This is a genomic window from Dyadobacter sp. LHD-138 (assembly GCF_030929615.1).
Lineage (GTDB): Bacteria > Bacteroidota > Bacteroidia > Cytophagales > Spirosomataceae > Dyadobacter.
In genome coordinates, this window is record NZ_JAVFVU010000026.1 from 50,787 (window position 1) to 75,910 (window position 25,124).

Below are 25,124 nucleotides of genomic sequence, written 5' to 3' on the forward strand. Positions count from 1 at the left end.
CACACACTAAATTCAGTTATTATGTCAGGTACATTTTCACAACTGTACATCCAGGTGGTATTTGCAGTAAAAGGGAGAGAAAATTTAATACGGCGGGAATTCAGGGAAGCATTGTATGAATATATCGCAGGCATCATCAAAGGCAAAGGTCAAAAGCCGATTATAGTAAACGGAGTGAGCGACCATATCCATTTATTTATCGGGTTTAAACCATCCATTTCCATTTCCGACCTTGTACGCGATGTTAAAAACAATTCGTCCAATTTTATCAATTCAAAGAAAATGGTCGCCGGGAGAGTTTTCATGGCAGGAAGGTTTCGGCGCATTTTCATATGGTCAATCTCAGGTTGAGTCGGTATTTAAGTACATAAAGAATCAGGAAATCCACCACCAGAAAAGAACATTCCGGGAAGAATATTTAGATATGTTAAACAAATGTCAAATCGGTTATGATGAAAAATATTTGTTTGATTGGATTGAATAGCGTTTGAAAATTGGGCGTCTAATGGTTTCATCGCATCGCTTCTGTCACCCGTTCCGGGTTTGGGATCCGGGTTGTTTACGTTTTCTCTATAATACTGCCATCCCTTCGGGATTGTAAAGGATAGAAGACGACACAAAATAGTGGAAACGTTAATAAAAATCATCAATCAAAATTCCGAAGGGATGATTGTATTGTAGGAAAAGGTAGAAAGTTAATCATTACAATCCGGAATCGGTGACACAGGAAGGCGATTCAAAAAGTATCAATAAATCGAATAAAAAGATACCAATAACCGAGCGTCCACAATCCCGAAGGGATGATAGTATTATAGAAAAAGAAACAAAAAGCCAATCATTAAAACCCCGAAGGGGTGACACAGAAAGGCGATTCAAAAAGTATCAATAAATCGGATAAAAAGATACCAATAACTGATCGTCCACAATCCCGAAGGGATGGCAGTATTATAGAAAAAGGAACAAAAACCCATTCATTAAAACCCCGAAGGGGTGAAAGAAGAAATACTAACCAACCCAGTTCACATTATTTATTCAAAAAAACATGATAAAATCCATTTTGTAACCTTTATCCATAAATCAATAGCCATGCCTCTTAAACACACGCTTTTCAAATCAACAATCCTGATTGGCGCTCTTCTCCTTCTTACTTCTTATAAGTGGACTGAGGACGATTTCTCAAAACTCATTTTATCCAAATTGCAGGAGTACCGCCGGGTCTTTCCCCAGGAAAAAGCATACCTCCATCTCGACAAACCTCATTATGTCACGGGCGACACGCTTTGGTTCAAAGCCTATCTGGCCGAAGGTTCCGTCCATTTTGCCGATAGCGCCAGCCAGGTACTTTATGTTGACCTTGTTGAAAAACGAACGGGTAAAAATATTTCCCTGCGTCGCGTGAAACTGGACGGCGGTTATGGCTCCGGAGACATCAAACTGGACGACGCTCTGCCCAAAGGTGCATACACCATCCGTGCATACACGAACTGGATGCGAAATTTCCCCGAAGACTATTTCTTTCACAAAGACATTTATGTTTTTAATGATGACGTAGAGAAGCCGGCAAAGGCACCGGCCGCCTTGGATGTTCAGTTTTTCCCCGAAGGCGGGCAGCTTGTTGCAGGACTGAGTACCCGTGTAGGACTAAAAGCTGTTGATGAATCGGGGCTCGGAGCAGATGTAACCGGATACGTTTTGGATCAAAACAACGACACCGTCGCCGCACTGAAAAGCGAGCATTTAGGCTTAGGCCGGTTCTCCTTTGAACCCCTTGCCAATCATAAATACGCGGCATTTTTGCGTAAAAAATCGGAGCCTTATCAGCGCTTTGACTTCCCGGAAGTGAAAGCCGAAGGATATACCATGATGGTTAATAACCTGACGACTACGGAAAAAATGCGGGTTCTCGTTTATGCCAACTTTCCTGACAATACTGATAAAGAAGTAAATATTATAGCCCATACCCGCGGTTTGGTCGCTTTTGCAGCCAAGGGTAAAATATCAAAAAAAGGTTTACAGGTTAGTATCCCTACCGCAGACCTGCCCGATGGCATAACACAGCTTACACTTTTCGATCACCAGAACAAGCCCGTTTGCGAACGGCTGATTTTTATTGATCATGGAGAGCGCCTGCATATGAAGATCAGCACAAATAAAAACGCATTCAGCGCCCGGGAAAAAACGGATGTGGAAATCATGGTTACCGATAGTGCCGGAAAACCAGTGGAAACCAATCTTTCCGTTGCTGTCACGGATGCCGGACAAATTGCGCAGCAACCTAATGATCAGAATATTGTTTCCTATTTACTCCTTTCTTCCGACCTGCGAGGGCATATTGAACAGCCGGGTTATTATTTTGATCAAAAAAACGGAGACAGAAAGATTAAGCTGGATTTGCTGATGATGACACAGGGATGGCGCCGGTTCAGCTGGGACGATGTTTTAAAGGATAACCACACACAACCTGGCCGTTTCGTAGAACAGGGTTTTTCCATTCAGGGCGAAGTAAAAAAGAACAACCGAAAACCCGTTGAAAAAGTAATGTTATCCGTTTTTCTGACCAATGACAGCATCAATACCTTTCTGACAACCGAAACAGGTGCAACGGGACTTTTCTCCCTTGACAACCTGATTTTTAAGGACTCCCTGAACGTTCGTCTCCAGGGCATGAACGCCAAAAACAGCAGTAGTCTGAATATTAACCTGATCCCTTTTGATCCGCCTAAATTTACGATTTCCAGCATTCCGTTTTTTCCGATAACCGTCGATGCCCTGCAAATGGCGGCCTACTTAAAACGGGCAGAAGAGTATCTGGAGATTGAGCGAAAAATAAGAGAGAACCGGGAGAAATTACTGAAAGAAATTACCATTAAAGGAAAAAGAGAAGAGGTGCGGGATTCCAGAAAATTATACAGCCATGCCGACGCATCGATAAAAATCACGCCACAAATGACTGGTGGCGCACAAACCGTGCTGGATATGCTTCAGGGCCGGGTTGCCGGGGTCATGGTTTCCGGGTCCGGGTCTAATGCATCGATTTCCATTCGCGGAAGCAGGACAGAACCTACTTTTTTGCTGGATGGCATGCCGGTTGACAAAGCCATGATTACCTCCATGTCTATTTTCGATGTCGAGTCAATCGATGTATTAAAAGGGGCGTCGGCGGCTATTTATGGCAGTCGGGGAGGAAGCGGGGTTATTTCAATTTTAACAAAACGCGGAAATAGCAATTACGACTATTCCCAGGATATTACCCCCGGTGTCACCGTATCAAAGATTGCCGGTTTCGATACGCCAAGGGTATTTTATGCGCCGCGTTACGATCTCAAACGACCGGAAGACGTGCGGCCCGATTTTCGGTCAACGATCTTCTGGGCACCTATGCTTAAAACGGGTAAAGATGGCAGGGTGAAATTCAGTTATTTTAATACCGATGCCAGTACAAACGTCTCAATTCGCGCCGAAGCTTTGAGTGCGTATGGCGTACCGGGATTTTCTGAAACCGCTTATTCGGTACGCTAGACAGCCCCGTTATAAGATTACGTTCTAAAATACGTTAGTAATCAACGGCAGACATTGAATTCTGCCGACCAACCCGGAAAAAAAATCATACCTTTGCTATTTATGTTGAAATAGCCAGTCTGTCTCAGTTTCTGATGGGCAACATGACAAAATATGAGGACAGAATTTTTGAAGATATTCTTGCTAACAGGCCTTGTTCTGGCTTCCGGAATCAAGGACGTGAGCGCTCAGCGCCGAAGCAAAAGCCGTGAAAAGGAAAAAATTGTTTCTACCGGCGGCTTTCGTCTGGAAGAAGAAACGCTCACTGCGGAAGGCATGAAATATATGATGACCGACCAGCCGGCGCGGGCACTGCCAATATTTGAGCAAATCACGCAAAAAAGTCCCCAGGACCCGGCCGGGTATTATCTGGTAGCCACCGCATTGTTGAAACTTGACAGGCAGGATGATGCCATTATTCCGGCAAAAAAGGCGTACGAGCTCGATAAGGCAAATCTTTTTTATGCCCAGCAACTGGCCGAATTGTACGCCAAACGAAGAAAATATACCGAAGCTGCCCAGATTTACGAACCGCTTCTGGCCCGCAACCCCGAGAATATTCAATATGGTATTGAACTTGCCGCGGTTTATGTTTTTAACGAACAGTTCGATAAAGCAATCCAGACGTATGATGTTCTGGAAAAATCAATTGGGGTAACCGAAGAAATAACGCACCAGAAAGAACAGCTTTATTTAAGACAAAATAAGCTGGATAAAGCCCTGGCTGAGGCAAAAAAACTGATTGATACGGAACCTAACGAAGTCAGCTACCGCGTAGAGCTTGCCGAAATGCTGATCGCCAACGACCGCATCGTCGAAGCCGTGGCTCCTTTGGAGGAAGCGCTAAAAATTAATCCGGATGAAGCGCAGGCACACGTACTACTTGCTGATATTTATCGTCGGAACGGTGATGTAGAAAAGTGCAATCAGGAACTGAAGCTTGTTTTTGCGAATCCAAACCTCGATTCAGAACCAAAAATCCGTGTTCTTTCTGGCTATCTGACGATGCTTAAAACAGAAAAGGAAACGGATGAAGCGCTTGTTTTGGCGAAACAACTTGCCGAAACCCATCCGAATGAAGCACGTACCAACGTTATTTACGCCGATTTACTGGTGCGGAAGGGGAAAAAAGCCGAAGCCCGTGATCTGTACTTAAAGGCGACAAGGCTTGATGCCGCTGTTTATGAAACCTGGGGCGCAATATTACAGTTGGACGGAGAACTTAACCAGGTGGATAGTTTACTTGCCCATTCGGAAAAATCACTGGAACTTTTTCCGAATCAGGGCATGCTCTGGTATTTCAACGGGATGGCCAATCTGATGAAAAAGGACTACAAAAAAGCCATTTCATCTCTGGAAGAAAGCATGAAACTGCTTACCGATAAGTCCATGCATCCCTATATCCATGCCCAGATGGGCGACGCATACAACGGCCTGGGCGATAATGCAAAATCCGATGCTTCCTACGACCTGGCACTTCAGGAAGATCCTGATAATGACCACGTTTTAAATAATTACAGTTATTTCCTTTCCCTTCGCAAAGAAAAACTGGATCTGGCGTTAAAAATGTCTGAGCGCCTGGTTCAGCAGCACCAGGATAACCCCACCTATCTGGATACGCATGCCTGGGTTTTGTATATCAGAAAAGATTACAAAAAAGCAAAAGAGTCTCTTGAAAAGGCACTTCGCGATACGAACAACGTCAGCGGTACGATTGTTGAGCATTATGGCGACGTGCTGTTCAAACTGGGCGAACGCGAAAACGCGGTTTTACAGTGGAAAAAGGCTAAAAAAATGGGTGAAACAACAGAACTTCTTGACAAAAAAATAGCAACCGGAACGTTACATGAGCAATAAGATTACGGTATGGTTTATGGCCATAGGATGTATTTGGTTAACTTCATGCCACAAAAAACATCTTGTACAAGGCACAGCCAAGCCCATTATAGATTCTGGTTTTGTATCCATTGATTCTTCAAAAACCGATTCAGTAGCCAAAGTTGAAACAGTTTCTGTAAAAGTTCAGGAAATTGCGTTCGACTACCTTACGGCCAAATCCAAATTTTCGCTTCGCAGCAGTACGCAGGATTTCGAGAATACCAATGTGAACATCAGGATCAAAAAAGACAGTCTGATCTGGATCTCGGTAACCGGGATTGGTTTTGAGGTGGGACGTGGCTTAATAACCCCCGATTCCATCGTTTTTCTTGATAAATTCCATAAAGAATATTTTGTATTCAGTTATGCCCAGCTCAGCAAGCAATATAATTTTGAGCTGAATTTTAAATTACTGCAATCCATTATCGTCGGAAATCTGCCGATTGAACAAGGGAGTGATCCTAAATTTTATAAAGAAAACGAGTTTTTTACGCTGCATCAAAACAGCGGACGCATCGATATCGATAATTATATCGGTGAAAAAAATCTGAAACTGGAACGTCTAAAAGCCGTGGAAACACCGACTCAAAATACGTTTACGCTTAGTTATGAAGATTTTAAGGATGTGAATAATTTTCTGTTTCCTTTCAGCAGCCTGATTAAACTCGATGTCCAGTCGCAAAAAGACAAGCAGTTTTACCAGACCACCATGCGCATCAAACATAACAAGGTTGAATTGCTGAACCAAAGTCCCGGATTCCCGTTCAGTATCCCTTCAAGTTATACACGCAAAAGGTAAATAACAGATTGTCCACGCATTTATAGGCGCAAAAACGTGAAGTCTGCTTAACTTTACGTGCCCTTTAAGGTATTTTGGCAGCAAGAAAAACGAATATGCCCTTTCACAAACCGTATTATCGACGTTTATTTCTAGTACTGACTCTTTTGTGTTGTACGTCCATCAGCGTATTCGCTCAGAAGACCCGTGAACAACTGGAACGGGAAAAAAGTGAGAACCAGAGCAAGATGAATGAAATTCAGGGCATTCTGAAACAGACATCTTCTCAGAAAAAAGTTAACTTAGGTCAGCTCCGCGCTTTAAACCAACAGATTAACACACTTAAGAAAAAAATTGATCTGCTTTCCGACGATTTAAAACTATTGGATGGTGAACTTAAAACGCTTGAAAAAAAGCGTCAGGTTTTAGCAAACGATCTGGGCAAGCTGAAGGATGAATATGGCGACATGATCTATGAAGCTTCCAAACGGAATGTCTATATGAACCAGTTGATTTTCCTGTTTTCTTCGGGAACTTTCAACCAGTTTGTTTTACGTTATAAGTATTTGAAACAATATACCGAAGCCCGCCAAGGCCAGGTAAAACAGATGGAAGTGCTTGAAAGGGAACTGATGGCAGAGCGTCAGCGTATTACTTCCAAGCAACAACAGCAAAAGACCGTTTTAACAACGCAAGTTTCGGAAAATACCAAACTCGAAGGGTTAAAGACAAAACAGGATCAGGTTGTTCAGGAGCTTTCACAAAAAGAAGTGGAGCTGCGTAACCAACTGGCTGAAAATCGTAAGGCAACCAACTTACTTGAAGCGAATATCCGCCGGATTGCTGAACGTGAAAAAAGGGAAAGAGAACGACGTGAAAGAGAAGAGCGTGCCGAGCGTGAGGCCAAAAGGAAGGCGGAACGGGAGCGTATAGCACGCGAAAATGCGGAAAGGGAGAAAAAGGGCGAGGCAAAAGTCGTGGAAGAAGAACCGAAGGAAGAGCCTGTGGTTTCCTCCAGCGGGATGAGCGATGAAGAAGTGACACTTGCTTCCTCATTTGCAGCTTCTCAATCGCGTTTATCGTGGCCGACAAGAGGATTTATCTCCGGCCACTTTGGACAGCGTCCGCACGCGGTTTTGAAAGGTGTAATGGTGGATAACCTCGGTGTGGATATCCAGACGAATGCCGGAGAAATTGTAAAATCTGTTTACGATGGTGTTGTTTTGGATGTGACACAAATGCCGGGAATGGGCAATGTGGTTGCGATACAGCACGGAAATTATATGACGGTTTATGCTAAAATGTCGGGTGTGACCGTGACGGCAGGCCAGAAAATTAAAGCAAGAGAAACCATAGGCCGCGTAGCGACGGATGGTGACGGAACTTCCGAACTTCAGTTTCAGATCTGGAAAAATACGTCCCGTCTTAACCCGGAAAGCTGGCTGATCAGAAGATAGTTTTAATTGTTAAGTAGTAGTGAAAAATTAGTTTATATTATTGATTTTTATAATAAGTTATTAATCACCCGGTTACAGAGCTAATCGCATATAGCTAGTTGCCAACAGCTGCTTAATGATAAATGGTTAATGTTAAGGCATTGCCTTATCGGACTCTTTTAGTGCTTGTGTTCTAAGATGTTCCGAAATAATAGTTTGCCGCTTTGCGGTTGTTAATACCGAATAAAAGATAACCACCATGTCTGTACATAGTTCTGATATAAAACGCGTAACGACCCACATCATTCAGGAAATGAAGACGCGGGGAGAAAAAATATCCTGTTTAACGGCTTACGATTACTCGATGGCTGGTATCGTCGATGCTGCTGGCGTTGAGCTTATCCTCGTGGGAGACTCGGCTTCAAACGTCATGGCCGGACACGAAACCACGCTGCCGATAACGATTGACCAGATGATTTATCATGCCTCATCGGTTGTACGCGCTGTGAAGCGTGCACTTGTTGTGGTGGATCTCCCGTTTGGATCGTACCAGGGAAATTCCGGTGAAGCGCTTCGTTCTGCCATTCGTATCATGAAAGAATCGGGTGCTCATGCAGTAAAACTGGAAGGAGGACTGGAAATTAAGGAATCCGTGATGCGGATATTAAGCGCAGGTGTTCCTGTGATGGGACATTTGGGACTTACGCCGCAGTCGATTTATAAATTTGGTACTTATACCGTACGCGCCAAAGAAGAAGTTGAAGCGAAAAAGCTTTTGGAAGACGCCAAAATGCTGGATGAAATCGGATGTTTTTCTGTGGTTTTAGAAAAAATTCCTTCCGCACTGACCAAACAGGTTTCTGAAAGTATATCCATTCCTACGGTTGGAATAGGAGCGGGGCCTCATGCCGATGGACAGATTTTGGTTTTGCATGACGTATTGGGCATAAATAAAGGCTTTAAGCCACGTTTCCTTCGCCAGTATGCCAATTTGAATGACATCATGAACGAGGCCATTACGAATTATATTAAAGATGTTAAAGGCAAATCTTTCCCGGACGAGAAAGAGTCTTATTGATCACCTCCTTTTCTTTTTCCCAGTTGAAAAAGAAAATATTAAAAACAGAGTATTATGGCAAAGCGTCCATTTCAAATTATATACGAGGACAATCATTTACTGATCGTCAACAAAGAGCCAGGTATTTTGGTACAGGGCGACGTAACGCGTGACAAACCGCTTCTTGATATGTTAAAAGACTATATCAAAGTGGAATACAACAAGCCGGGAGCCGTATTTTTGGGCACAGTGCACCGTCTGGACCGTCCCGTGAGTGGGTTGGTCGTATTTGCCAAGACATCAAAAGCACTGGAACGGATGAACGAAATATTTCGTAAACGTGACGTTCAGAAAACCTATTGGGCCGTTGTAAAAAACCGTCCGCCGGAAAAGAAAGGCAAACTGGTGCACTGGCTTATCAAGGACGAATCCAGAAATGTTACCACGGCTTATGATTACGAAGTACCGGGGTCACAGCGTGCAGAACTTAGTTACAGACTTTTGGGCGATGTCAACAAATTTAACTTACTTGAAATAACACCGGTAACGGGGCGTCCGCATCAGATCCGCGTTCAGTTGGCCTCTATGGGCTGTCCGATTCGTGGAGATGTGAAATATGGATATCCGAAAGCAAATCCGGACGCCAGCATTAACCTGCACGCACGCCGTCTTTTCTTCGAACATCCGGTTAAAAAAGAACCTATTATTTGTAAAGCCGGCGTACCGAATGACCCATTCTGGGAAGAATTCCTACCGCTGGATACCGAACCAATCAAAGCAGAACACCTGGGCTTTTTATACGAATAACCATTTATGATTGAAAAATTAAAGGAACGCTGGAATGTAAAAACCGGATGGGATGTAGTAGTCATTTTATTGGTTTTCGCCTGCACCGGGTTTTCGATTTTATACATCAAGCGCGCCCTTTTCGATCTGGTGGGACTGACAAAGGAATCAACACCATCCTGGATGCTCTGGGCAGTAAATATTCTTATTATCCTTCCGCTCTATCAGGTTGTTTTATTAGCCTGGGGCTGGATATGGGGAAAATTTGCCTTCTTTCTGGAATTTGAAAAAAGGATGTTCAGGAGTATTGGCAGGTTGTTTGGAAGAAAAAGTTAAGTCATTTGATTTTTACAATAAAAAATAATCCCGAATTCGTCTGATTGACGAATTCGGGATTATTTAGGCTGGCTGCAACACCTTTGGCTGCCATATTGCACGAATGTTAGATGCATCCACGCGCTTTCTAGCTTGCGCTAGGTTATAATCTTCCTGTAGCCCTAACCAAAATTCTGCCGTCGTGTTGGGAAACGCTGCACCTAAACGAATTGCCATTTCTGGGGACACGGCAGATTTCCCGTTGATAATAGCCGACAGGGTTTTACGCGTTGTCCCCAATATTGTGGCAACCTGCTCAACTGTAAACCTTTTGCCTGTTTCCTCATAAATTCCGTCAAGCGTTTCGCGGATAAGTTCGCCCGGATGGGCGGGATCAAATAAAATCATGTTATTCCTCCTGTTTAATGATAATCTATGTAGTCAACGTCTGCGGCATTCTCTCCCTCGAAACGAAAGATAATGCGCCAATTTCCCGACACCCTGACCGAATAAAAACCCTTAAATCGCCTTTCAGGGCATGAAAATAATATCCTGCTTGGTTCATCATCTCTGGTTCTGTTGCTCTATTAAGACGGCTAATAATCAGCCTAATTCTTGCAACGTGGCTTTGTTGTAGCTTTGAACGGTCGCCTTTGGTCGCGTAAAGCTGTAAACCTTTGTGTCTGAAACTTACAATCATAACACGAATGGAACGTGCCACGTGTCAATCACTATTTTTACATTTTTGCTATTTTATCGCAAAGCGGGTTAAATTAAAAGAAATTCCAAAAAGCACGACAACTTCTTTTCTATCCAGTGACTTTACCTTACAATCCCTACTTCTTCCAATCCTTCAACTTCCAAACAGAAAAACCCAGATAAGCCATGCTTCCTCTGGCTCCACCTTTTTTTACCAGTCCGTTGATATTGCTGAAACCAATAAAAAATGGCCCAAAGTGTGCCATAGCGCCCAGCGCAACCTTTTTATTTCCCTGAATAAAAGAGATCGGGAAGGCAAAATCCGAGTCCTCATCTTCAAACCTGGGCGTAATGGTGAAGACATTGGGCTGGGTCAGGTCCAGCGGATTATTTGTTCTGGGCCTGTATCTTTTTGTTTGCGCCAGCGTTACAAAAAAGCCTTTTACCAGCTGAATATCTGCTTCCAAGTGGAAAGCCTGCGGAAGTTTTACACGCCTGTTAAAGGTCGTATCAGCCGTTCCCGGATATAAATTCATCAATCCGTCGGCACCTTCATTTCCAATAATTTCCAGTTCCTTCTGCCCAATAATGGCTTGCTGCTGGCTACCCGTGACAACCCGGCTGTCTTTCGTACGGTACTTTATGGAGCCGATATCGGTTAAAGATCCCGCCAAACGCAGCAAATATTTCGGGCTCTGGTCAAAAGCTTCTTCCTTATTTTCCCAGAAATCGCCCAGTTCGTAAGTCACGCCCAGGTCATAACCCCAGCCCGCGGCATATTTATCCGCGCTGAAAATATCACCCAAATTCAGCTTCTGATTAGCCTGGCTGTATCCGTTTTCGTAAGAAAAGTTATTCAATACCAGCTCGTTTTCATCCGAAGCCCCGGCGACCTGCCGAACCTGAAAATCCTGTACGGAACCCTTTACATATCCTATTCTTGCCCCAAAAACCCTCTTAATCGTCGTTCCCACCCGCAGCTTATGGGCTTCGAGATCCAACAACTGTATGCCATAAGAAACGCTCATCTCTGAAAAACTCTGCTGAACCAGGCTAAAATCACCCCATTCCTGACGGGCAACCTCCGCCAATCCGGTATCCAGTCGTTTGAAATACAGGTTTCTGACCTCATCCGGAACATTTTTTCCCTGCACAAATCCTCTCGTCCTCAGCTGAAAAGCCAGTCCCTGATATTTTCCGATCGAGAACATCGCAGACGGCCAGCGAATTTCACTAGCCAGATAGATCGGATTTTTATCTGTAAGCGATCCCATCGTGCGCGAACGCCCATACAGTTCGTCTTTGGAATGTGGTGCTAAAAGTGGATAAAACAGCGAGTTTTTGCCCAAAAACACAAAATAGCGATGGTTGATACTGCTGCCGATCGTCCCCAGATTCACCTGCCATTTGTATCGCGAACCCGCTATCACCGAGGGATTTTCCGTGGCTCTGTAAAGTCCGCCATAATTACTGGCAACAAGTCCTGGAATCTGCTGGGCATAGGCCGTGCTTGCAAAAAAACTGATCAGTATTGTGAGATTGTAAAGTCGCTTTTTCAAGAATGATATCTGCTGTTTAAATTTAATTTTCCAACGTTGTCATATTGGACAATTTCTGCTTCAATTAAGTATTTCAATGTTTGCAAAAAGAGGTTTTCCGGTACATTTTCAAATACAAGACTTAACGCACGCGGTGTAACGGAACCATGGTCTTTTAAATAATGCAGCATAGCATTGCCCAATTCCTCGTTGACGGCACCGTTCGTTTCGTTTTTCTTTTTTTTCAGACATACATCACAAACCCCGCATTCCGTTCCATCCATCTCATTGAAATATTCCAGCAGCAGGAGCGTCCGGCACCGGTTTTTATTGGATGCATACTGGATAACCGCCCTCGCTTTCTGCCTGTCACGCTCACGTCTCCGCTCTATTTCAAAAACATTCAATGGCAATTGTGCCGCATCAAATCGTGGTGTCAGGAAAGAAAACTGCGGTTTATCTCTCCGAGGCTCATAATCCACGATACCACGTTCTTTCAGAAATGACAATTTTTTGATGATCTCAGCCTCGGGCGCAAAATAAATCTGTCCGAGTTCTGTTTCCGAAATCCTTATATACTCCGTAAAAAGTTCTCCGCCGTAAAGCCTCAACATTAATTTGATAAACGAATCAAACTCAGGATACCGTATCTGAAAATCATATAATTGACGGTTATCAACCTGAAAATGTACTCTGGCCGGATCATTAAAATTTTCGCTGAGCTGAATAAAACCTTCTTCTTCCAGCAGTTTCAGCGCATAATGCGTTTCGTTGACGACCAGTCCAAATATTCCTGTAAAATGCTGTATATCAAAATTAAAACCCATAAACTCCCCACCGCCGACAGGCACCTTGTAATAATTTGCCAGCGACTGATAAGCCTTACGCAGCACTTCCATTGGCGGATATTTTCTTTCTACATTTTCGGCCAGCTCATCCAGGTCAATTTTGTTAAAAAGTGCCACAGCAAACGCCTTCATTTCATCCCGGCCTGCCCTGCCTGCTTCCTGATAATAGGCTTCCAGGTTATCAGGAAGGTCAAAATGGATAACCGCGCGCACGTCCGGTTTGTCGATCCCCATGCCAAAAGCATTGGTTGCCACAACCACCCTGACCTGATTTTTAAGCCAGGCCGTCTGCCGGTCCGATCGTTCTTTAAAGGGTAACCCGGCATTATATCCGGCTGCTCTTACACCCTGTTTGGTCAGCCAGTCTGCAAGTTCCTTCGTGCGTTTTCTCGTCCGAACATACACAATGGCTGTTCCCGGCACATTTTTCAGAATCTGAAGAAGCTTTCTTTCCTTATTTTCTTCCAAAAAAGTAGAATAAGATAAGTTGGCGCGCGCAAAAGATTGCCTGAAAACCTTGGCGGGCTTCATTTCCAGTCTTTCCACGATATCAATCTGAACCTGCTCCGTCGCCGTTGCCGTAAGTGCCATCACCGGTACTTTCGGGATCAGTAAACGAAAATCAGCGATCAGCAGGTAAGAAGGCCGGAAATCATAACCCCAGGCCGAAATGCAATGCGCCTCATCCACAGCCAGCAGACAAACCTTCATCTGTTTCGTCCGGGCAATCATGATATCAGTCCGAAGGCGTTCTGGAGAAACATAGAGAAACTTGGTCTGCCCGTGAATGCAGTTGTCCAGCGTGATATCAATTTCATGCCGGTTCATACCCGAATGAATTGCCGCCGCCGGGATATCCCGCCTTTTCAGCTGCTCCACCTGATCTTTCATGAGTGCGATCAGTGGCGTGACCACGATGCAAACGCCCTCCATCGTCAGTACCGGAACCTGAAAGCAAATCGACTTTCCTCCGCCGGTTGGCAATAATAATAGTGTGTCATTCCCCTCCAGTACCGAACGGATCGCTTCTTCCTGCACAGGCCGAAACTGGTCATATCCCCAGTATTGTTTCAGGACAGCTTGAAGGTTACTCATGTTATACGTTTATCAAAAGAATCGCAAATTAGTAAATTCGAAGACGGAATGCTTTCCAAAAAATCGGAAGCCATTTAAACTAAGCGAACGCTTTCTTCGTTTTTTACCCGAAAATATTAACTTTACAGTCTATTTTTAACCGATTTCTATGCGCACGCTTCTTGTTCTGATTACATTATTTTCATTATCTGGTTGCTCGGTTTCTCATTATTTAAAACGTGAAATAAAAAACTCTCCGGTTTTAAGCCAGCAGCATACCGGTGTTGCCATTAACAATCTAACGGGCGGCAAGGCATTAGCTTCTTATCAATCCGACAAATATTTTAATCCCGCTTCCAATACCAAGTTGTTCAGCTTCTACGCGGGTTTATGCGCCCTGGGCGACTCACTGCCCGGGCTTGAATATCTGGAATGGGGAGAGCTTTTGATCATCCGCGGCACCGGCGATCCTTCCCTATTTCACCCCGATCTGCCGCACAGCGCCGTGATTGACTTTTTGAAAAGCAGAAAAGAACAGATCTTTTTCTCTCCGGCAAATTTTCAGGACGAAAGATATGGCCCGGGCTGGGCGTGGAGCGATTACAACGACGACTACCAGCCGGAAATATCACCGATGCCCGTTTATGGTAATATCGCACGATTTACGGGCCTAACTGAACGCCAGTTCAGGGTTAAACCGAAGATCTGGGAAAAGTCTCTTCAGCCCGATACCACAGTAGTCGGTATAAAAAGAGAAGAATTTCAGAACCTGTTTCATTATTCTCCAAAGCCGCTTGCCGCCGGAAAAACCAAAGATATTCCCGTGCACATGACGGATCAGCTGACCGTTCAGCTTTTAAGCGATGCACTGAAAAAAGAAGTAAAACTGATTCATATTCCGCTGAATATTGATCTGCAAACGGTAAAAAGCATCCCTTCTGACTCTCTTTACATGCGCATGATGCAGGTGAGCGACAATATGCTGGCTGATCAGCTTATGTTGTTATACGCATCCACAAAAGGTTTGCCTTTGAATACCGATAAAGCCATCGACCATGTAAAAAAGAATTACCTGAGCGACATGCCCGATCCTCTGGTTTGGAAAGATGGCTCGGGATTGAGCCGTTACAATCTTTTTACACCAAGGTCGATCACGGCCTTGCTGCAAAAAATTTATGCAAAAGTCCCTCAGGAACGCCTTTTCAAAATTCTGCCCAATGGCGGAAGTACCGGAACTTTGAAAAATATGTTCAAGGGTGAAGCACCTTTTATCTTTGCCAAAACCGGCAGTTTCAGCAACAATTTCAACCTCAGCGGATATCTTGTTACCAAAAAAGGGAAAACACTTGTTTTCAGCTTTATGAACAACAACTTTACCCGGCCAAGCGCGGACGTCCGCAAAGAAGTTGAGCGGATTTTAACTGAAATTCACCGTAAGTTTTAAGTCTGTACTAATCTTCTTTCCAGGTTTTACTGGTACAGTAAATCGTATTCAATCCATTTTTCCTGACCAGAAGATAAATTCTGTATAAACCAGGCTCGATGGTGGCTGCGTGGAAATTCACATAAGCACCTTTGTTGAAATACATAAGCCTACGCAACGTTGTCCGCACCGGAACCGGGTACTGGGTTTGTGCAGATGCATACGTATGATCGGCGGATTTGAGTATCACATAGGCGCCATCCGAATAATCCTTTTCTGTTTTGAAGAAATCCTGCTCGAAGTTCACGACGATATAACTGCCCTCTTTTTTCACCGTATCCGGCTCGTACAGCTTCGCACAGGCAATAGAATCCGTTTTACTGCGGGGATTCCAGCCTTCTGCCAAAGGATCGTCTGATTTGTAATAGGCCCTTATTTTTTCAAAATGCGCCTGATCCATGGAGAACATTTTCACACCCAGCCAGTCTGCATTGTAACGGGCATTAAACTCCTGCACAATGGCAGCACGGCGGTTATTGACGGCCAAAGCAAAATTGCTGTGCAAGATGATCAGGTTCAGGAAGATCGAAAACGGCACAATCGCAACGACAGAAAAGCGAAGTAAGGCTCTCGATGTAAGTGACAGCAGGCCAAAATACATCGCAATACACCAAAGCGTGGAGTACATGCGGTAACGGCCTTTGAACATGCCTTCGAAAGTATCGGTAGGAATGCGTTTGTAAACAATGGCCAGCGTCGTGATGGCCACAAAAGCGGCAATGCCCAAGGCGAATAACGATCCTGAATGGATATAAGCTTTCTTGCCCCAGGCAGCATGCCACAGCGGAAGCAATTGCCTTCTATATATATACAGCAGCCCCGCAACCAATACAAACCCGGTTACGACAGCCGACATTAACACACCTGGCATACCATTGTAAGCCGAAATTGTGGCGATAGAACCGATAAAACCAAAGTAGCCAAGGAAACCTTCCTTCACCTGTTTTGGATTCGAAAAGTCAAGATCCTGGGTAATGGGCGTAAAGTCAATGAAATAAATGACCGCGACAACAGCTACCACCAGCGCTGTGATCACAAAATCCTTTTTCCGTCCCGTCAGCCAGGCAATCAGACCAATGACAGGGAATACCATTAAGCCATTTCCATAAGTGAAAGTGGCAATAACAGCGAACAATAGCGCGAGATAATATTGTTTAGGACGGTAAGCCGCAAAAAAAAGCGCGCTCAACACAAAAAGTAAAACGCCGAAATTACAAAGTGAACTTACGCCCCAGAATACATTTTCAAAAGACTGAATATTAAACCACAGCCACATCACCGGTACAAAATACCATATCGAAAGACGCAAACCACGAAACGCCTGGTAAAAAATCCATGCACACCCGGTCCAACAAATATTAGCCACGATCATCGGCCATATCATGTTGATTGTCCCAAAAACCGATTGCAGAAAAAGAATGATAGAGCGGGAAAAAACAAGCCGGTGTTCCGGAAAAAGCTCTGTAAGCCGCTTCCAGCGTTCAGGCCAGCCAGCGTCTTCAAAACCGGGAATAACACCCAGAATCAGGATATCGTCAAATGCCACATAATTGACATTCAAAGCAATAACTTTAAACACCAGAAAATATATAATAACCGGAATGATACAAAAGATTACTGCCAGCCAGGTTTTAGTCCTGGCAAAATCTAAAAAAGCTTTAAACATAAGTGAAGTTGCTTGTGTTAATCCAACACACGAAGAAAACAGATGGACGGCAATTTCCATCCATCCGGGTAGTTAATTTTCAGTTTCCTCTTCTACCGAAGCGCGGGGATCTTTGGTATAATCGTAGAGCAGTTTGCCTTTTTCATCCCATTCACGGAGTACAAAAGGATCAAATTCTTCATCCCAGCTTGTTTTAGGGTACTGAATTTCTTTCTTGCGCTGGCGACGATATTGATAATACTCCACCCAGCGTCCAACTTTTTTACCGTGATCGTATTTTCCGTTGGTCATCAACTGGCCTTCATTATAAAATTCAAGATATTCTCCCGAGGTTTCGCCAAAGGCAACCGGTATTACTTCCTTTACTTTGGTATGTGCCGAATCGTAATAACTGATCCGCGACTCTGCCGGGAAACCTTTATCCCAAACTGCCTTATCGACCAGGTTAAACTTGGTATCATATTTCACCCAGCGCCCGTCTTTCACGCCCATGTAGTAAAATCCCTCTTCCATCAGATTATCGCCCACATACTTTTTGTAGGATCCGTGAAGCAGCAGTGATTTCTCCTTTTCCTTGATCAGTGCCGAACTTAATTTTTTGCCTTTGGTATCATACCAGCGCGTTTCTGTGGCGCGGGCATAATTATTCAGCGGCTTAGCTTCCTTCAACACATGAAATGTTTCAACGGTTGTCCGTTCACCGCTTCCGTATCGAATATCCATTCCAACCATCGGCACGCCCTTATACATCACTTTGGCAAGCCGCGCCTTCTCCTTTTTTAACTTCCGGTCCGCTTTCTGACTTTTGTATTCTCTTACTTTAAGTCCCAGATCCGGAATCGTTTCGCCAAACAGCTGGGTAAGCGACGTTGATTTGCTATGACCGCCGGGCAGGGTAGCGCTGGCGGCAGGATCAAGCCCGGAAACGAATGATTTCAAATCATTGGAACCTCTTTTTTTTGCATTGGCAGAATCCGTTTTGGCGGCCTTCGGCAACCACGACGGTGGGGAGGATTCCTTTGTTTCAGTCTGTGCTAACGACCCTTTTACAAGGAAAACGGATAAGAAACACCAGACCAGAATAACTCTTTGCATGTGTATTGAATTTTTCTTCAGGGTAAGATTGTTACTTTTGTAACGAATTGGTTCTTAAAGATATTGATTTTTCAACCTACAAATTTACATAACACATTGGAAAAAAGCGCTAAAATTTATATCGCAGGGCATCGCGGTATGGTAGGCTCAGCAATTCACCGCAAACTCGTTGCAGAAGGTTTCAATAATTTTGTTTTCCGGACATCCTCAGAACTTGATTTGCGCGATCAGGCTGCTGTTCGGGATTTCTTTGAAACCGAGCGTCCTGAATACGTTTTCCTTGCTGCTGCAAAAGTGGGTGGTATCATGGCCAACAACATTTACCGTGCCGAATTTTTGTTCGATAACCTGCAAATCCAGAATAACATCATCGACAGCGCCTATCGTGTTGATGTAAAAAAACTGCTTTTTCTTGGTTCATCCTGTATTTATCCAAAATTGGCGCCACAACCGCTGCACGAAGATTCTTTGCTCACCGGCACGCTGGAACCGACCAACGAACCGTACGCGATCGCTAAAATTGCGGGGATCAAGATGTGTGAAGCATACCGCAGTCAGTATGGCTGTGATTTTATTTCGGTAATGCCTACGAACCTTTACGGCCCGAATGACAATTATGACCTCAACAAGTCGCACGTGTTACCGGCCATGATCCGTAAATTCCATGAGGCCAAGGAAGACAACAAGCCAGCTGTTGAACTATGGGGAACGGGCTCGCCGTTGCGCGAATTCCTGCACGCCGATGATCTGGCCGATGCCTGTTATTTCCTCATGCAAAATTACAGCGAACCGGGCTTCCTAAATATCGGGGTTGGCAATGATGTTTCGATCAAAGAACTGGCTGAACTTATTCAGGAAACGGTAGGATACGAAGGCGAAATTCACTGGAATACGGATAAGCCGGACGGAACGCCGAGAAAGCTGATGGATGTGAGCAAACTACATGCTTTGGGTTGGAAACATAAGACAGATCTGACCGATGGGATACGTATAACATATCAGGATTTTTTACAGAAAATAGAGGCTTATTCCGTTTAACGAAATTGATATTAATGGGTTATCTAAAAGTATTACCCAACAATTCAGCACTAAAAAGCTGTTTTACCTATTAAAATTCTTTTTTTTGACAAAATTTCGATATAAAATTATAATTATCTTCGGGAAACTAATTAGTTTTGCAGCGTCCTAAAAAATGGGCTATACTATAAACCATGTAATAAGAAATGTCTGCTATCATTAAATTAGACCAGATAGACCGTAAAGTACTGGAGATCTTACAAACGAATGCCAAGATAACGAACGCACAACTTTCAAAGGAAATAGGGCTTTCACCGGCACCTACACTGGAACGTGTAAAGAAACTTGAGCAGTCAGGTATCATTAAGAGCTATCACGCACAGCTTGAGCCTGAAAGAGTTGGATTAGGTGTAAGTACTTTTGTACAAATCTCTCTGGTAGGTCACAGAAAAGCTGTAACGGAATCATTTGTTGAAAAAATACATGCAATACCAGAAGTAATCGAATGTCACCACATTACAGGTACAGGCGATTTCTTGTTAAGAGTAATTTCTAAGGATATCAGCACCTATCAGAAGCTGATGCTGGAAAAAATAAACGAAATTGAAGAAGTGGCAAGCACACAAACGATGGTGATTTTGTCTACTTTCAAAGAAAGTAAGGTTTTACCAATTCCTTGAAATTTTGCCCCTGACAGCATGACATTTAGGAGTTATTCCTGCAAAAGAAACGTCGAACCCAATAAAGGATTCGACGTTTTTATTTATCTGTCAGTCTGATTATTGACTATTGGTGCTGTTCCCGTAAAAGGTCGTTCACTGTTTTTACCGGGTTAAAGGTAATCAGCGGCACCTCCACGAAAAGCGTGTTCCAGTTTGCCATCGAGCCATTCCATAACCCCGGCAACTCCTGCGCTTTCAGCTCTTTTCCGTCTTTCGACTTATAGGTAATAAAGCCTGTCAAAGGATCACGGAACTTCTTCAGATTGTATAATTCTCCGTTCTTGTTTTTGATCGCGCAAACCAGATCCACCGGATTAAAGTGTGTGGAATTCTTGAAAATGCCGTTTTGCTGTTCATTATCGACGTCAACCTGTGCAGATTCTACAACCTGAAGAGAAGAAGATCCATCCGCATTTTCCGCCCAGAAAGGTCCGCCACCAGGTTCTCCCTGATTTTTCACCATCCCGCAGGCACGTAACGGCCGATCCAGTTTCCCAACGAAATAGGCTTTTTTCTGATCGTCCGACCAGCTTTCATAGGTCGCAGGAGGTACAACACATAGTTCATTCCGGAAAAATGCATCCAGTTCGGCCAACAAAGAAGCATCGGCATGATTCTGTAACTTATCCAGATAGCCAAATATTCTTTTCTGGAAGTCCAGAACGATACCAGCCAATGCTTTTTTATAGGTTACGGTCGTTCCCTTGATACGATCCGGAACAACGTTATCGATATTTTTGATGAAAATAATATCCGCATCCAGCTGGCTCAGGTTTTCCAGCAAAGCACCGTGTCCGGCCGGACGGAATAACAAACCTCCGTCTTTTTCACGGAAAGGTGAGTTGTCCATATTCACTGCAATGGTATCCGTAGCGTTTTTTTGCTCTGAAAACGACACCATATATTTCACGCCAAACTCGCTCTGATAGGCAGGAAGCACTTCCACCACCAGTTTTTCAAACTTGTCACGATGCTCAGGAGAAACCGTGAAATGAATTTGCACACTTCCGCCCGCATTGGCATAACTGGCGCCTTCTACAAGGTGTTCTTCCAGCGGCGTACGTGAACGGCTTTCATAATTATGGAATTTCAATAAGCCCTTCGGCAACTCACCATAACCTAACCCCTTGTTTGTCAGAAAGTAAGAAACAATTATTTTTTCGTCAGCCGTGGCAATATCATGCCCATCGGCGGCAAGAGAAGTTTTCAGGTCATCATAAAAAGCGAATTCCGGCAGTTCTGTGAAAAACTCATCCACAGATTTATCCTTCTTGTCTTCCTGTAAAAAGCTGAACAACGACTTGAACATACGTGTTGCAGCACCGGAAGCTGGCACAAATTTCAATAAAGCGACTTCTCCTTCTGCTGCGCTTTTGTCAAATTCATGGGTTACTTCCTCAATCTGTGCATCGGTCAGGCGGATAATCCCGTCTCCAACCGTCGCTGCTTTTGAAAGATGAAGAAATGGAAATCCATTTACAAAATACTGCACTTGTTCCTCTACTACTGTGGCATCACTTCCGCGGCCCTGAATCTGTTGAAGGTCTTTTTCGATGAACATAATTTAATTGTTTAAAAAATCAAAAATTAGAACATCGCCATGAGAGTATTAAAAGTTAATGAGTCTTGTGGCGGTGCGTGGTTTATATTAGGTAAAGTCCTATACAATCGCACTATAACTATGCAATATGATTTATTTCACTATTCTTAATTTGGCGAAGCTAAGCAGTAAAGTTTTGTCACCAACTGTATCAAATTTTACCGTCGCTTTGCGGTCTGTCCCGTTCACATCCATTTTAACAACCGTGCCAAAACCGAACTTGGAATGTTCCACTTTGTCGCCCTCAGCAAGGTTTTGGGTATCACTCGGGACAAAATCAGATGACGGCGTATGTGCGGCTGCGCCGGTAGCCGGCTTTGGCTCCGCAGACCTTCTCGGAACCAGATTTTTCACAAAAGACATCGGAGACGGTGCGCTGTCACGCCCCATTTCCCGCTGAAATGACTGCGAAACATTTAAATATTTCTGATCCACTTCCAGTAAAAAACGGCTTGGCTCGCACATTTTCAAGCGCCCCCACTGATAACGACTTTCCGCATAGGAGAAAGTAAGCTTTTGTTCCGCCCGCGTGATCGCCACATAAAAGAGACGACGTTCTTCTTCCAGATCCTGGCGACTTTCCAGCATCATCTGGCTTGGGAAAAGATCCTCTTCCAGGCCGACGATAAACACATTTCTGAATTCCAGACCTTTGGCCGAGTGAATGGTCATCATTGTTACCCGGTCGTTATCCTCGTTTTCATCCGGTTCGTCCGCATTGGTCAAAAGCGAAACCGACTGAAGGAACGCACTCAATGTTTTATCTTCGTTCTCCTCGTCATCCACAAATTCCTTGATCGCATTCAGCAATTCCTGAACGTTTTCGTAACGGGAAAGGCCTTCGACCGTCTTGTCTTCATACAATTCGCGAAGAATACCCGATACTTTTGCAATGTGCGACGACACTTCAAAAGCATCCTTTCCCTGATCAAGCATGAGCATAAAACTCTTGATCAGGGTACCAAACTGCTCAATGGGTGTGATCGTCCGTCCTGTTGCATAATGCCCAATATTGCTGACAACTTCCCATATCGGAACGTTATTTTCCGCAGCCGTTACGGTAATACGTGCAACAGTCGTGTCGCCAATCCCACGTTTAGGCAGATTGATAATCCTTTTAAAAGCCTCTTCATCGCGTTGGTTCACCGTAAAACGCAGGTAACCCAAAAGATCTTTGATCTCCTTTCTTTGATAAAAAGATTGTCCGCCGATGATCCGGTACTTGATTCCAAGTTTCCGGAGCGCTTCTTCAAACGAACGTGACTGGGCGTTGGTACGGTAAAGAATTGCGAAATTCTCGTTTTTGAGCGATTTCTGCATTTTTTCTTCAAAAATTGCTCCGGCTACCAAACGTCCTTCTTCGTTATCTGAACCCGCTTTGATCACATCGATCATGGAACCTTCCTCATTGACCGTGAAGGTTTCCTTCTTAAGCTGGGATTTATTTCGGGCAATGACTGAATTCGCAGCATTGACAATCGTGCTGGTTGAACGATAATTTTGTTCCAGTTTGATCGTGTGAACGTCTGGAAAATCCTTTTCAAAATTCAGGATATTCTCAATGTTCGCCCCGCGGAAAGCATAAATACTTTGCGCATCGTCACCAACGACGACGATATTCCGGTTAACCGCCGATAATTTTCTGGTAATAAGGTATTGTGAAACGTTGGTATCCTGGAACTCATCCACCATCACGTGCTGGAATTTGTGCTGATATTTATACAACACATCCGGAAAATCCCGGAACAGGATATTGGTATTGAAAAGCAGATCATCAAAATCCATTGCATTCGCCTGAAAACAGCGCGTTACATAGGTTTTGTAGATCCGGCCGATTTCCTTCATTTTAGCCGCGTCATCGTCTGCCTGGATTATGCTGTTGTTCATATAATCGTCCGCAGAAACGAGCCTGTTCTTCGCGCCGGAAATCCGGTTATAAACCACATTGGCCTTATAAACCTTGTCGTCCAGGTTATATTCTTTGATGATACTCCTTAATAAGGACTTGGAATCGTCCGTGTCATAAATGGAAAAATCGCTGGTATAACCGATATATCTTGCCTCAATCCTCAGAATTTTTGCAAAAACCGAGTGAAAAGTACCCATCCAGATATTTCTCGCCTCCGTTCCCACAGCCGTTTCGATACGTTTCCGCATTTCACCGGATGCCTTATTGGTAAAGGTCAGGGATAAAATACGGAACGGATCTACGCCGTTTTCGATCAAATGGGCAATCCGGTAGGTAAGCACACGTGTTTTACCAGAACCGGCACCGGCAATGATCATCAAAGGGCCATTGCCATATACTACAGCCTGACGCTGCGGCTCATTCAGCGTATTCAGATAATCAATCTTGCTCAAACGATCCCCTTCCTTATCTATATTATTCGTATCTGTAGTCTTCATTATTATCGCACAAAACCCAAAGTTAGGAAAAACCCGTAAAAGCACTCTTTTCTATTCCATATATGATCAAGAGTTTACCATCATTTTACGGGAAAACTAAAACATCACGACAAATAGAACGTCTGCTTCTGCTTATTGGTTTTGATAAAACAGAAACATAACGGAGATTTGATCCGGAATCAAAAATTTCTTTGATCTCCTTCCTATATATAGATGTAAACCATTGTCCTGGTTTGAGACGGTTGAAGGTAATTTAAGACCGGGGCACTTTTAACAATACGACAACACTTATGAGCACATTAAATATAGAAGACCAGCCATTGGAAGCACAATGGGAACATTTACTTCAGACTTTGGAGGAATCACTGGGAAAAAGGCCCACGGATTTAAATGGCGTATTGTTCCTGATCGGGGTGCAGGAGCTGGGGCAGGGGCCAAAAAGGTTCACAAAAGAACAAAAGCAAGATTTGATGCATATTGGAATCTGTAAAGTGTTAAGTCTGTCTTCCTATTATGTATTTGAAAAAACAGATAAAGATGGCTGGCCGCATTATACTTTGAACAGAGCATTGCCCCAGGGCGGCCTGGACAAACAGGAAGCGCTTTTGAAGATGCACGTGATCGAGTATTTCAGGGGGCTGTAACTTTTCCCTGCCGAACGAAAGGCCTTAATAAGAATCCCGTTGAACCCATTCAATTCTATATGATGCAAAACCACCCGCGTTTTACATCATATAGAATCACACCGACAAACCGTAAAAACCAGCATATCCAAACCTGTCCTTGCAAAACGCCACTGATTACTACTAAACAAGGCCTGTTCTCTTCTCCCCACGCCTCAATAGAAAGTGAGCCGCTATCTACAAAGCTATCCGTTGCGGTTTAAACCATGATTTCAACCAGGTATTGTATTGTCAATACCTTCTTTTTGAAAAAAACATGGAAATATTTCCAGACAGATATTTTTGATTTACAGGCGTTTACAAAATTTGTTTATTTATTTTCCAAATACTTTGCATCCGGGCTTGCATCTTAAAAATAAAAGTAGGACTTTTGCACTCCCAATCGGGTAATACGGCGCTGAAAACGATCACTGCCACAAGTTCCGGAAGTGATGGAGCACAGTTCTTTGACATGATGAAGAGAGTAACAAGATAGTTCGTTTAAG

19 protein-coding genes and 1 pseudogene are annotated in these 25,124 nt (G+C 43.9%); 12 read left to right on the forward strand and 8 right to left on the reverse strand.

What is annotated here, in order from left to right:
* Positions 1–21 precede the first annotated feature (21 nt).
* The 8 genes and pseudogenes from tnpA (at position 22) to RB622_RS19015 (ending at position 9,829) form a co-directional block, all read left to right on the forward strand.
* A pseudogene (tnpA, locus tag RB622_RS18980) lies at positions 22–484 on the forward strand (IS200/IS605 family transposase).
* Positions 485–1,086: 602 nt separating this feature from the next.
* Positions 1,087–3,519: a TonB-dependent receptor plug domain-containing protein gene (locus RB622_RS18985; RefSeq protein WP_308048184.1), complete on the forward strand. Its 2,433-nt coding sequence runs from the start codon at positions 1,087–1,089 to the stop codon at positions 3,517–3,519.
* A gap of 153 nt (positions 3,520–3,672) precedes the next feature.
* Entirely contained in the window at positions 3,673–5,415 is a 1,743-nt protein-coding gene (locus RB622_RS18990) for a tetratricopeptide repeat protein (RefSeq protein ID WP_308048185.1), read from the forward strand.
* A complete protein-coding gene (locus RB622_RS18995; protein ID WP_308048186.1) occupies positions 5,405–6,235 on the forward strand; it encodes a DUF4292 domain-containing protein in 831 nt (276 codons plus the stop codon). The genes RB622_RS18990 and RB622_RS18995 overlap by 11 nt, the downstream gene beginning before the upstream one ends.
* A gap of 227 nt (positions 6,236–6,462) precedes the next feature.
* Positions 6,463–7,671: a peptidoglycan DD-metalloendopeptidase family protein gene (locus RB622_RS19000; protein ID WP_308048187.1), complete on the forward strand. Its 1,209-nt coding sequence runs from the start codon at positions 6,463–6,465 to the stop codon at positions 7,669–7,671.
* A gap of 238 nt (positions 7,672–7,909) precedes the next feature.
* A complete protein-coding gene (gene panB, locus RB622_RS19005) occupies positions 7,910–8,728 on the forward strand; it encodes a 3-methyl-2-oxobutanoate hydroxymethyltransferase (RefSeq protein ID WP_308048188.1) in 819 nt (272 codons plus the stop codon).
* A 54-nt stretch (positions 8,729–8,782) separates the two neighbouring features.
* Positions 8,783–9,514: an RluA family pseudouridine synthase gene (locus tag RB622_RS19010; protein ID WP_308048189.1), complete on the forward strand. Its 732-nt coding sequence runs from the start codon at positions 8,783–8,785 to the stop codon at positions 9,512–9,514.
* Positions 9,515–9,520: 6 nt separating this feature from the next.
* Positions 9,521–9,829 carry a DUF6787 family protein gene (locus tag RB622_RS19015; RefSeq protein ID WP_308048190.1) on the forward strand — a complete coding sequence of 103 codons (309 nt, stop codon included), beginning with the start codon at positions 9,521–9,523 and terminating at the stop codon, positions 9,827–9,829.
* A 63-nt stretch (positions 9,830–9,892) separates the two neighbouring features.
* Here the strand turns inward: RB622_RS19015 and RB622_RS19020 are convergent, their stop codons facing one another.
* From RB622_RS19020 to RB622_RS19035, 4 genes are all read right to left on the reverse strand, one after another.
* On the reverse strand, positions 9,893–10,216 hold the full coding sequence (locus RB622_RS19020) for a HigA family addiction module antitoxin (RefSeq protein WP_308048191.1): 324 nt from the start codon (positions 10,214–10,216) through the stop codon (positions 9,893–9,895).
* A gap of 14 nt (positions 10,217–10,230) precedes the next feature.
* Complete coding sequence (locus tag RB622_RS19025) at positions 10,231–10,308, reverse strand: hypothetical protein (RefSeq protein ID WP_308048203.1); 78 nt, start codon at positions 10,306–10,308, stop codon at positions 10,231–10,233.
* 336 nt (positions 10,309–10,644) lie between these two features.
* On the reverse strand, positions 10,645–12,066 hold the full coding sequence (locus tag RB622_RS19030) for a DUF5723 family protein (protein WP_308048192.1): 1,422 nt from the start codon (positions 12,064–12,066) through the stop codon (positions 10,645–10,647).
* Positions 12,063–13,988 (reverse strand): ATP-dependent DNA helicase RecQ, encoded by a 1,926-nt coding sequence (locus RB622_RS19035; RefSeq protein ID WP_308048193.1) that lies wholly within the window; start codon positions 13,986–13,988, stop codon positions 12,063–12,065. Before RB622_RS19035 ends, RB622_RS19030 begins: the two co-directional genes overlap by 4 nt.
* 148 nt (positions 13,989–14,136) lie before the next feature.
* On the opposite strand from RB622_RS19035, the gene RB622_RS19040 reads away from it, so the two are divergent.
* Positions 14,137–15,411 carry a D-alanyl-D-alanine carboxypeptidase gene (locus tag RB622_RS19040; RefSeq protein ID WP_308048194.1) on the forward strand — a complete coding sequence of 425 codons (1,275 nt, stop codon included), beginning with the start codon at positions 14,137–14,139 and terminating at the stop codon, positions 15,409–15,411.
* Between the two features lie 7 nt (positions 15,412–15,418).
* Here the strand turns inward: RB622_RS19040 and RB622_RS19045 are convergent, their stop codons facing one another.
* Positions 15,419–17,116, reverse strand: a complete 1,698-nt coding sequence (locus RB622_RS19045) for a hypothetical protein (RefSeq protein WP_308048195.1) — start codon at positions 17,114–17,116, stop codon at positions 15,419–15,421.
* A 72-nt stretch (positions 17,117–17,188) separates the two neighbouring features.
* Positions 17,189–18,211 (reverse strand): hypothetical protein, encoded by a 1,023-nt coding sequence (locus RB622_RS19050; RefSeq protein WP_308048196.1) that lies wholly within the window; start codon positions 18,209–18,211, stop codon positions 17,189–17,191.
* A gap of 96 nt (positions 18,212–18,307) precedes the next feature.
* On the opposite strand from RB622_RS19050, the gene RB622_RS19055 reads away from it, so the two are divergent.
* Both RB622_RS19055 and RB622_RS19060 read left to right on the forward strand, forming a co-directional pair.
* The gene (locus RB622_RS19055; protein WP_308048197.1) at positions 18,308–19,249 is read left to right on the forward strand and encodes a GDP-L-fucose synthase; all 942 of its coding nucleotides are present in this window, start codon (positions 18,308–18,310) and stop codon (positions 19,247–19,249) included.
* Between the two features lie 185 nt (positions 19,250–19,434).
* Positions 19,435–19,908: an Lrp/AsnC family transcriptional regulator gene (locus RB622_RS19060; protein WP_090340796.1), complete on the forward strand. Its 474-nt coding sequence runs from the start codon at positions 19,435–19,437 to the stop codon at positions 19,906–19,908.
* Between the two features lie 106 nt (positions 19,909–20,014).
* On the opposite strand, the gene RB622_RS19065 is transcribed toward RB622_RS19060, so the two are convergent.
* Both RB622_RS19065 and RB622_RS19070 read right to left on the reverse strand, forming a co-directional pair.
* Positions 20,015–21,511, reverse strand: coding sequence for a DUF4301 family protein (locus RB622_RS19065; RefSeq protein WP_308048198.1), 1,497 nt, complete (start codon positions 21,509–21,511; stop codon positions 20,015–20,017).
* 132 nt (positions 21,512–21,643) lie between these two features.
* The gene (locus tag RB622_RS19070) at positions 21,644–23,956 is read right to left on the reverse strand and encodes a UvrD-helicase domain-containing protein (protein ID WP_308048199.1); all 2,313 of its coding nucleotides are present in this window, start codon (positions 23,954–23,956) and stop codon (positions 21,644–21,646) included.
* Positions 23,957–24,246: 290 nt separating this feature from the next.
* Between RB622_RS19070 and RB622_RS19075 the strand changes: the two genes are divergently transcribed.
* A complete protein-coding gene (locus tag RB622_RS19075) occupies positions 24,247–24,600 on the forward strand; it encodes a hypothetical protein (RefSeq protein WP_308048200.1) in 354 nt (117 codons plus the stop codon).
* The last annotated feature ends 524 nt before the right edge of the window (positions 24,601–25,124 follow it).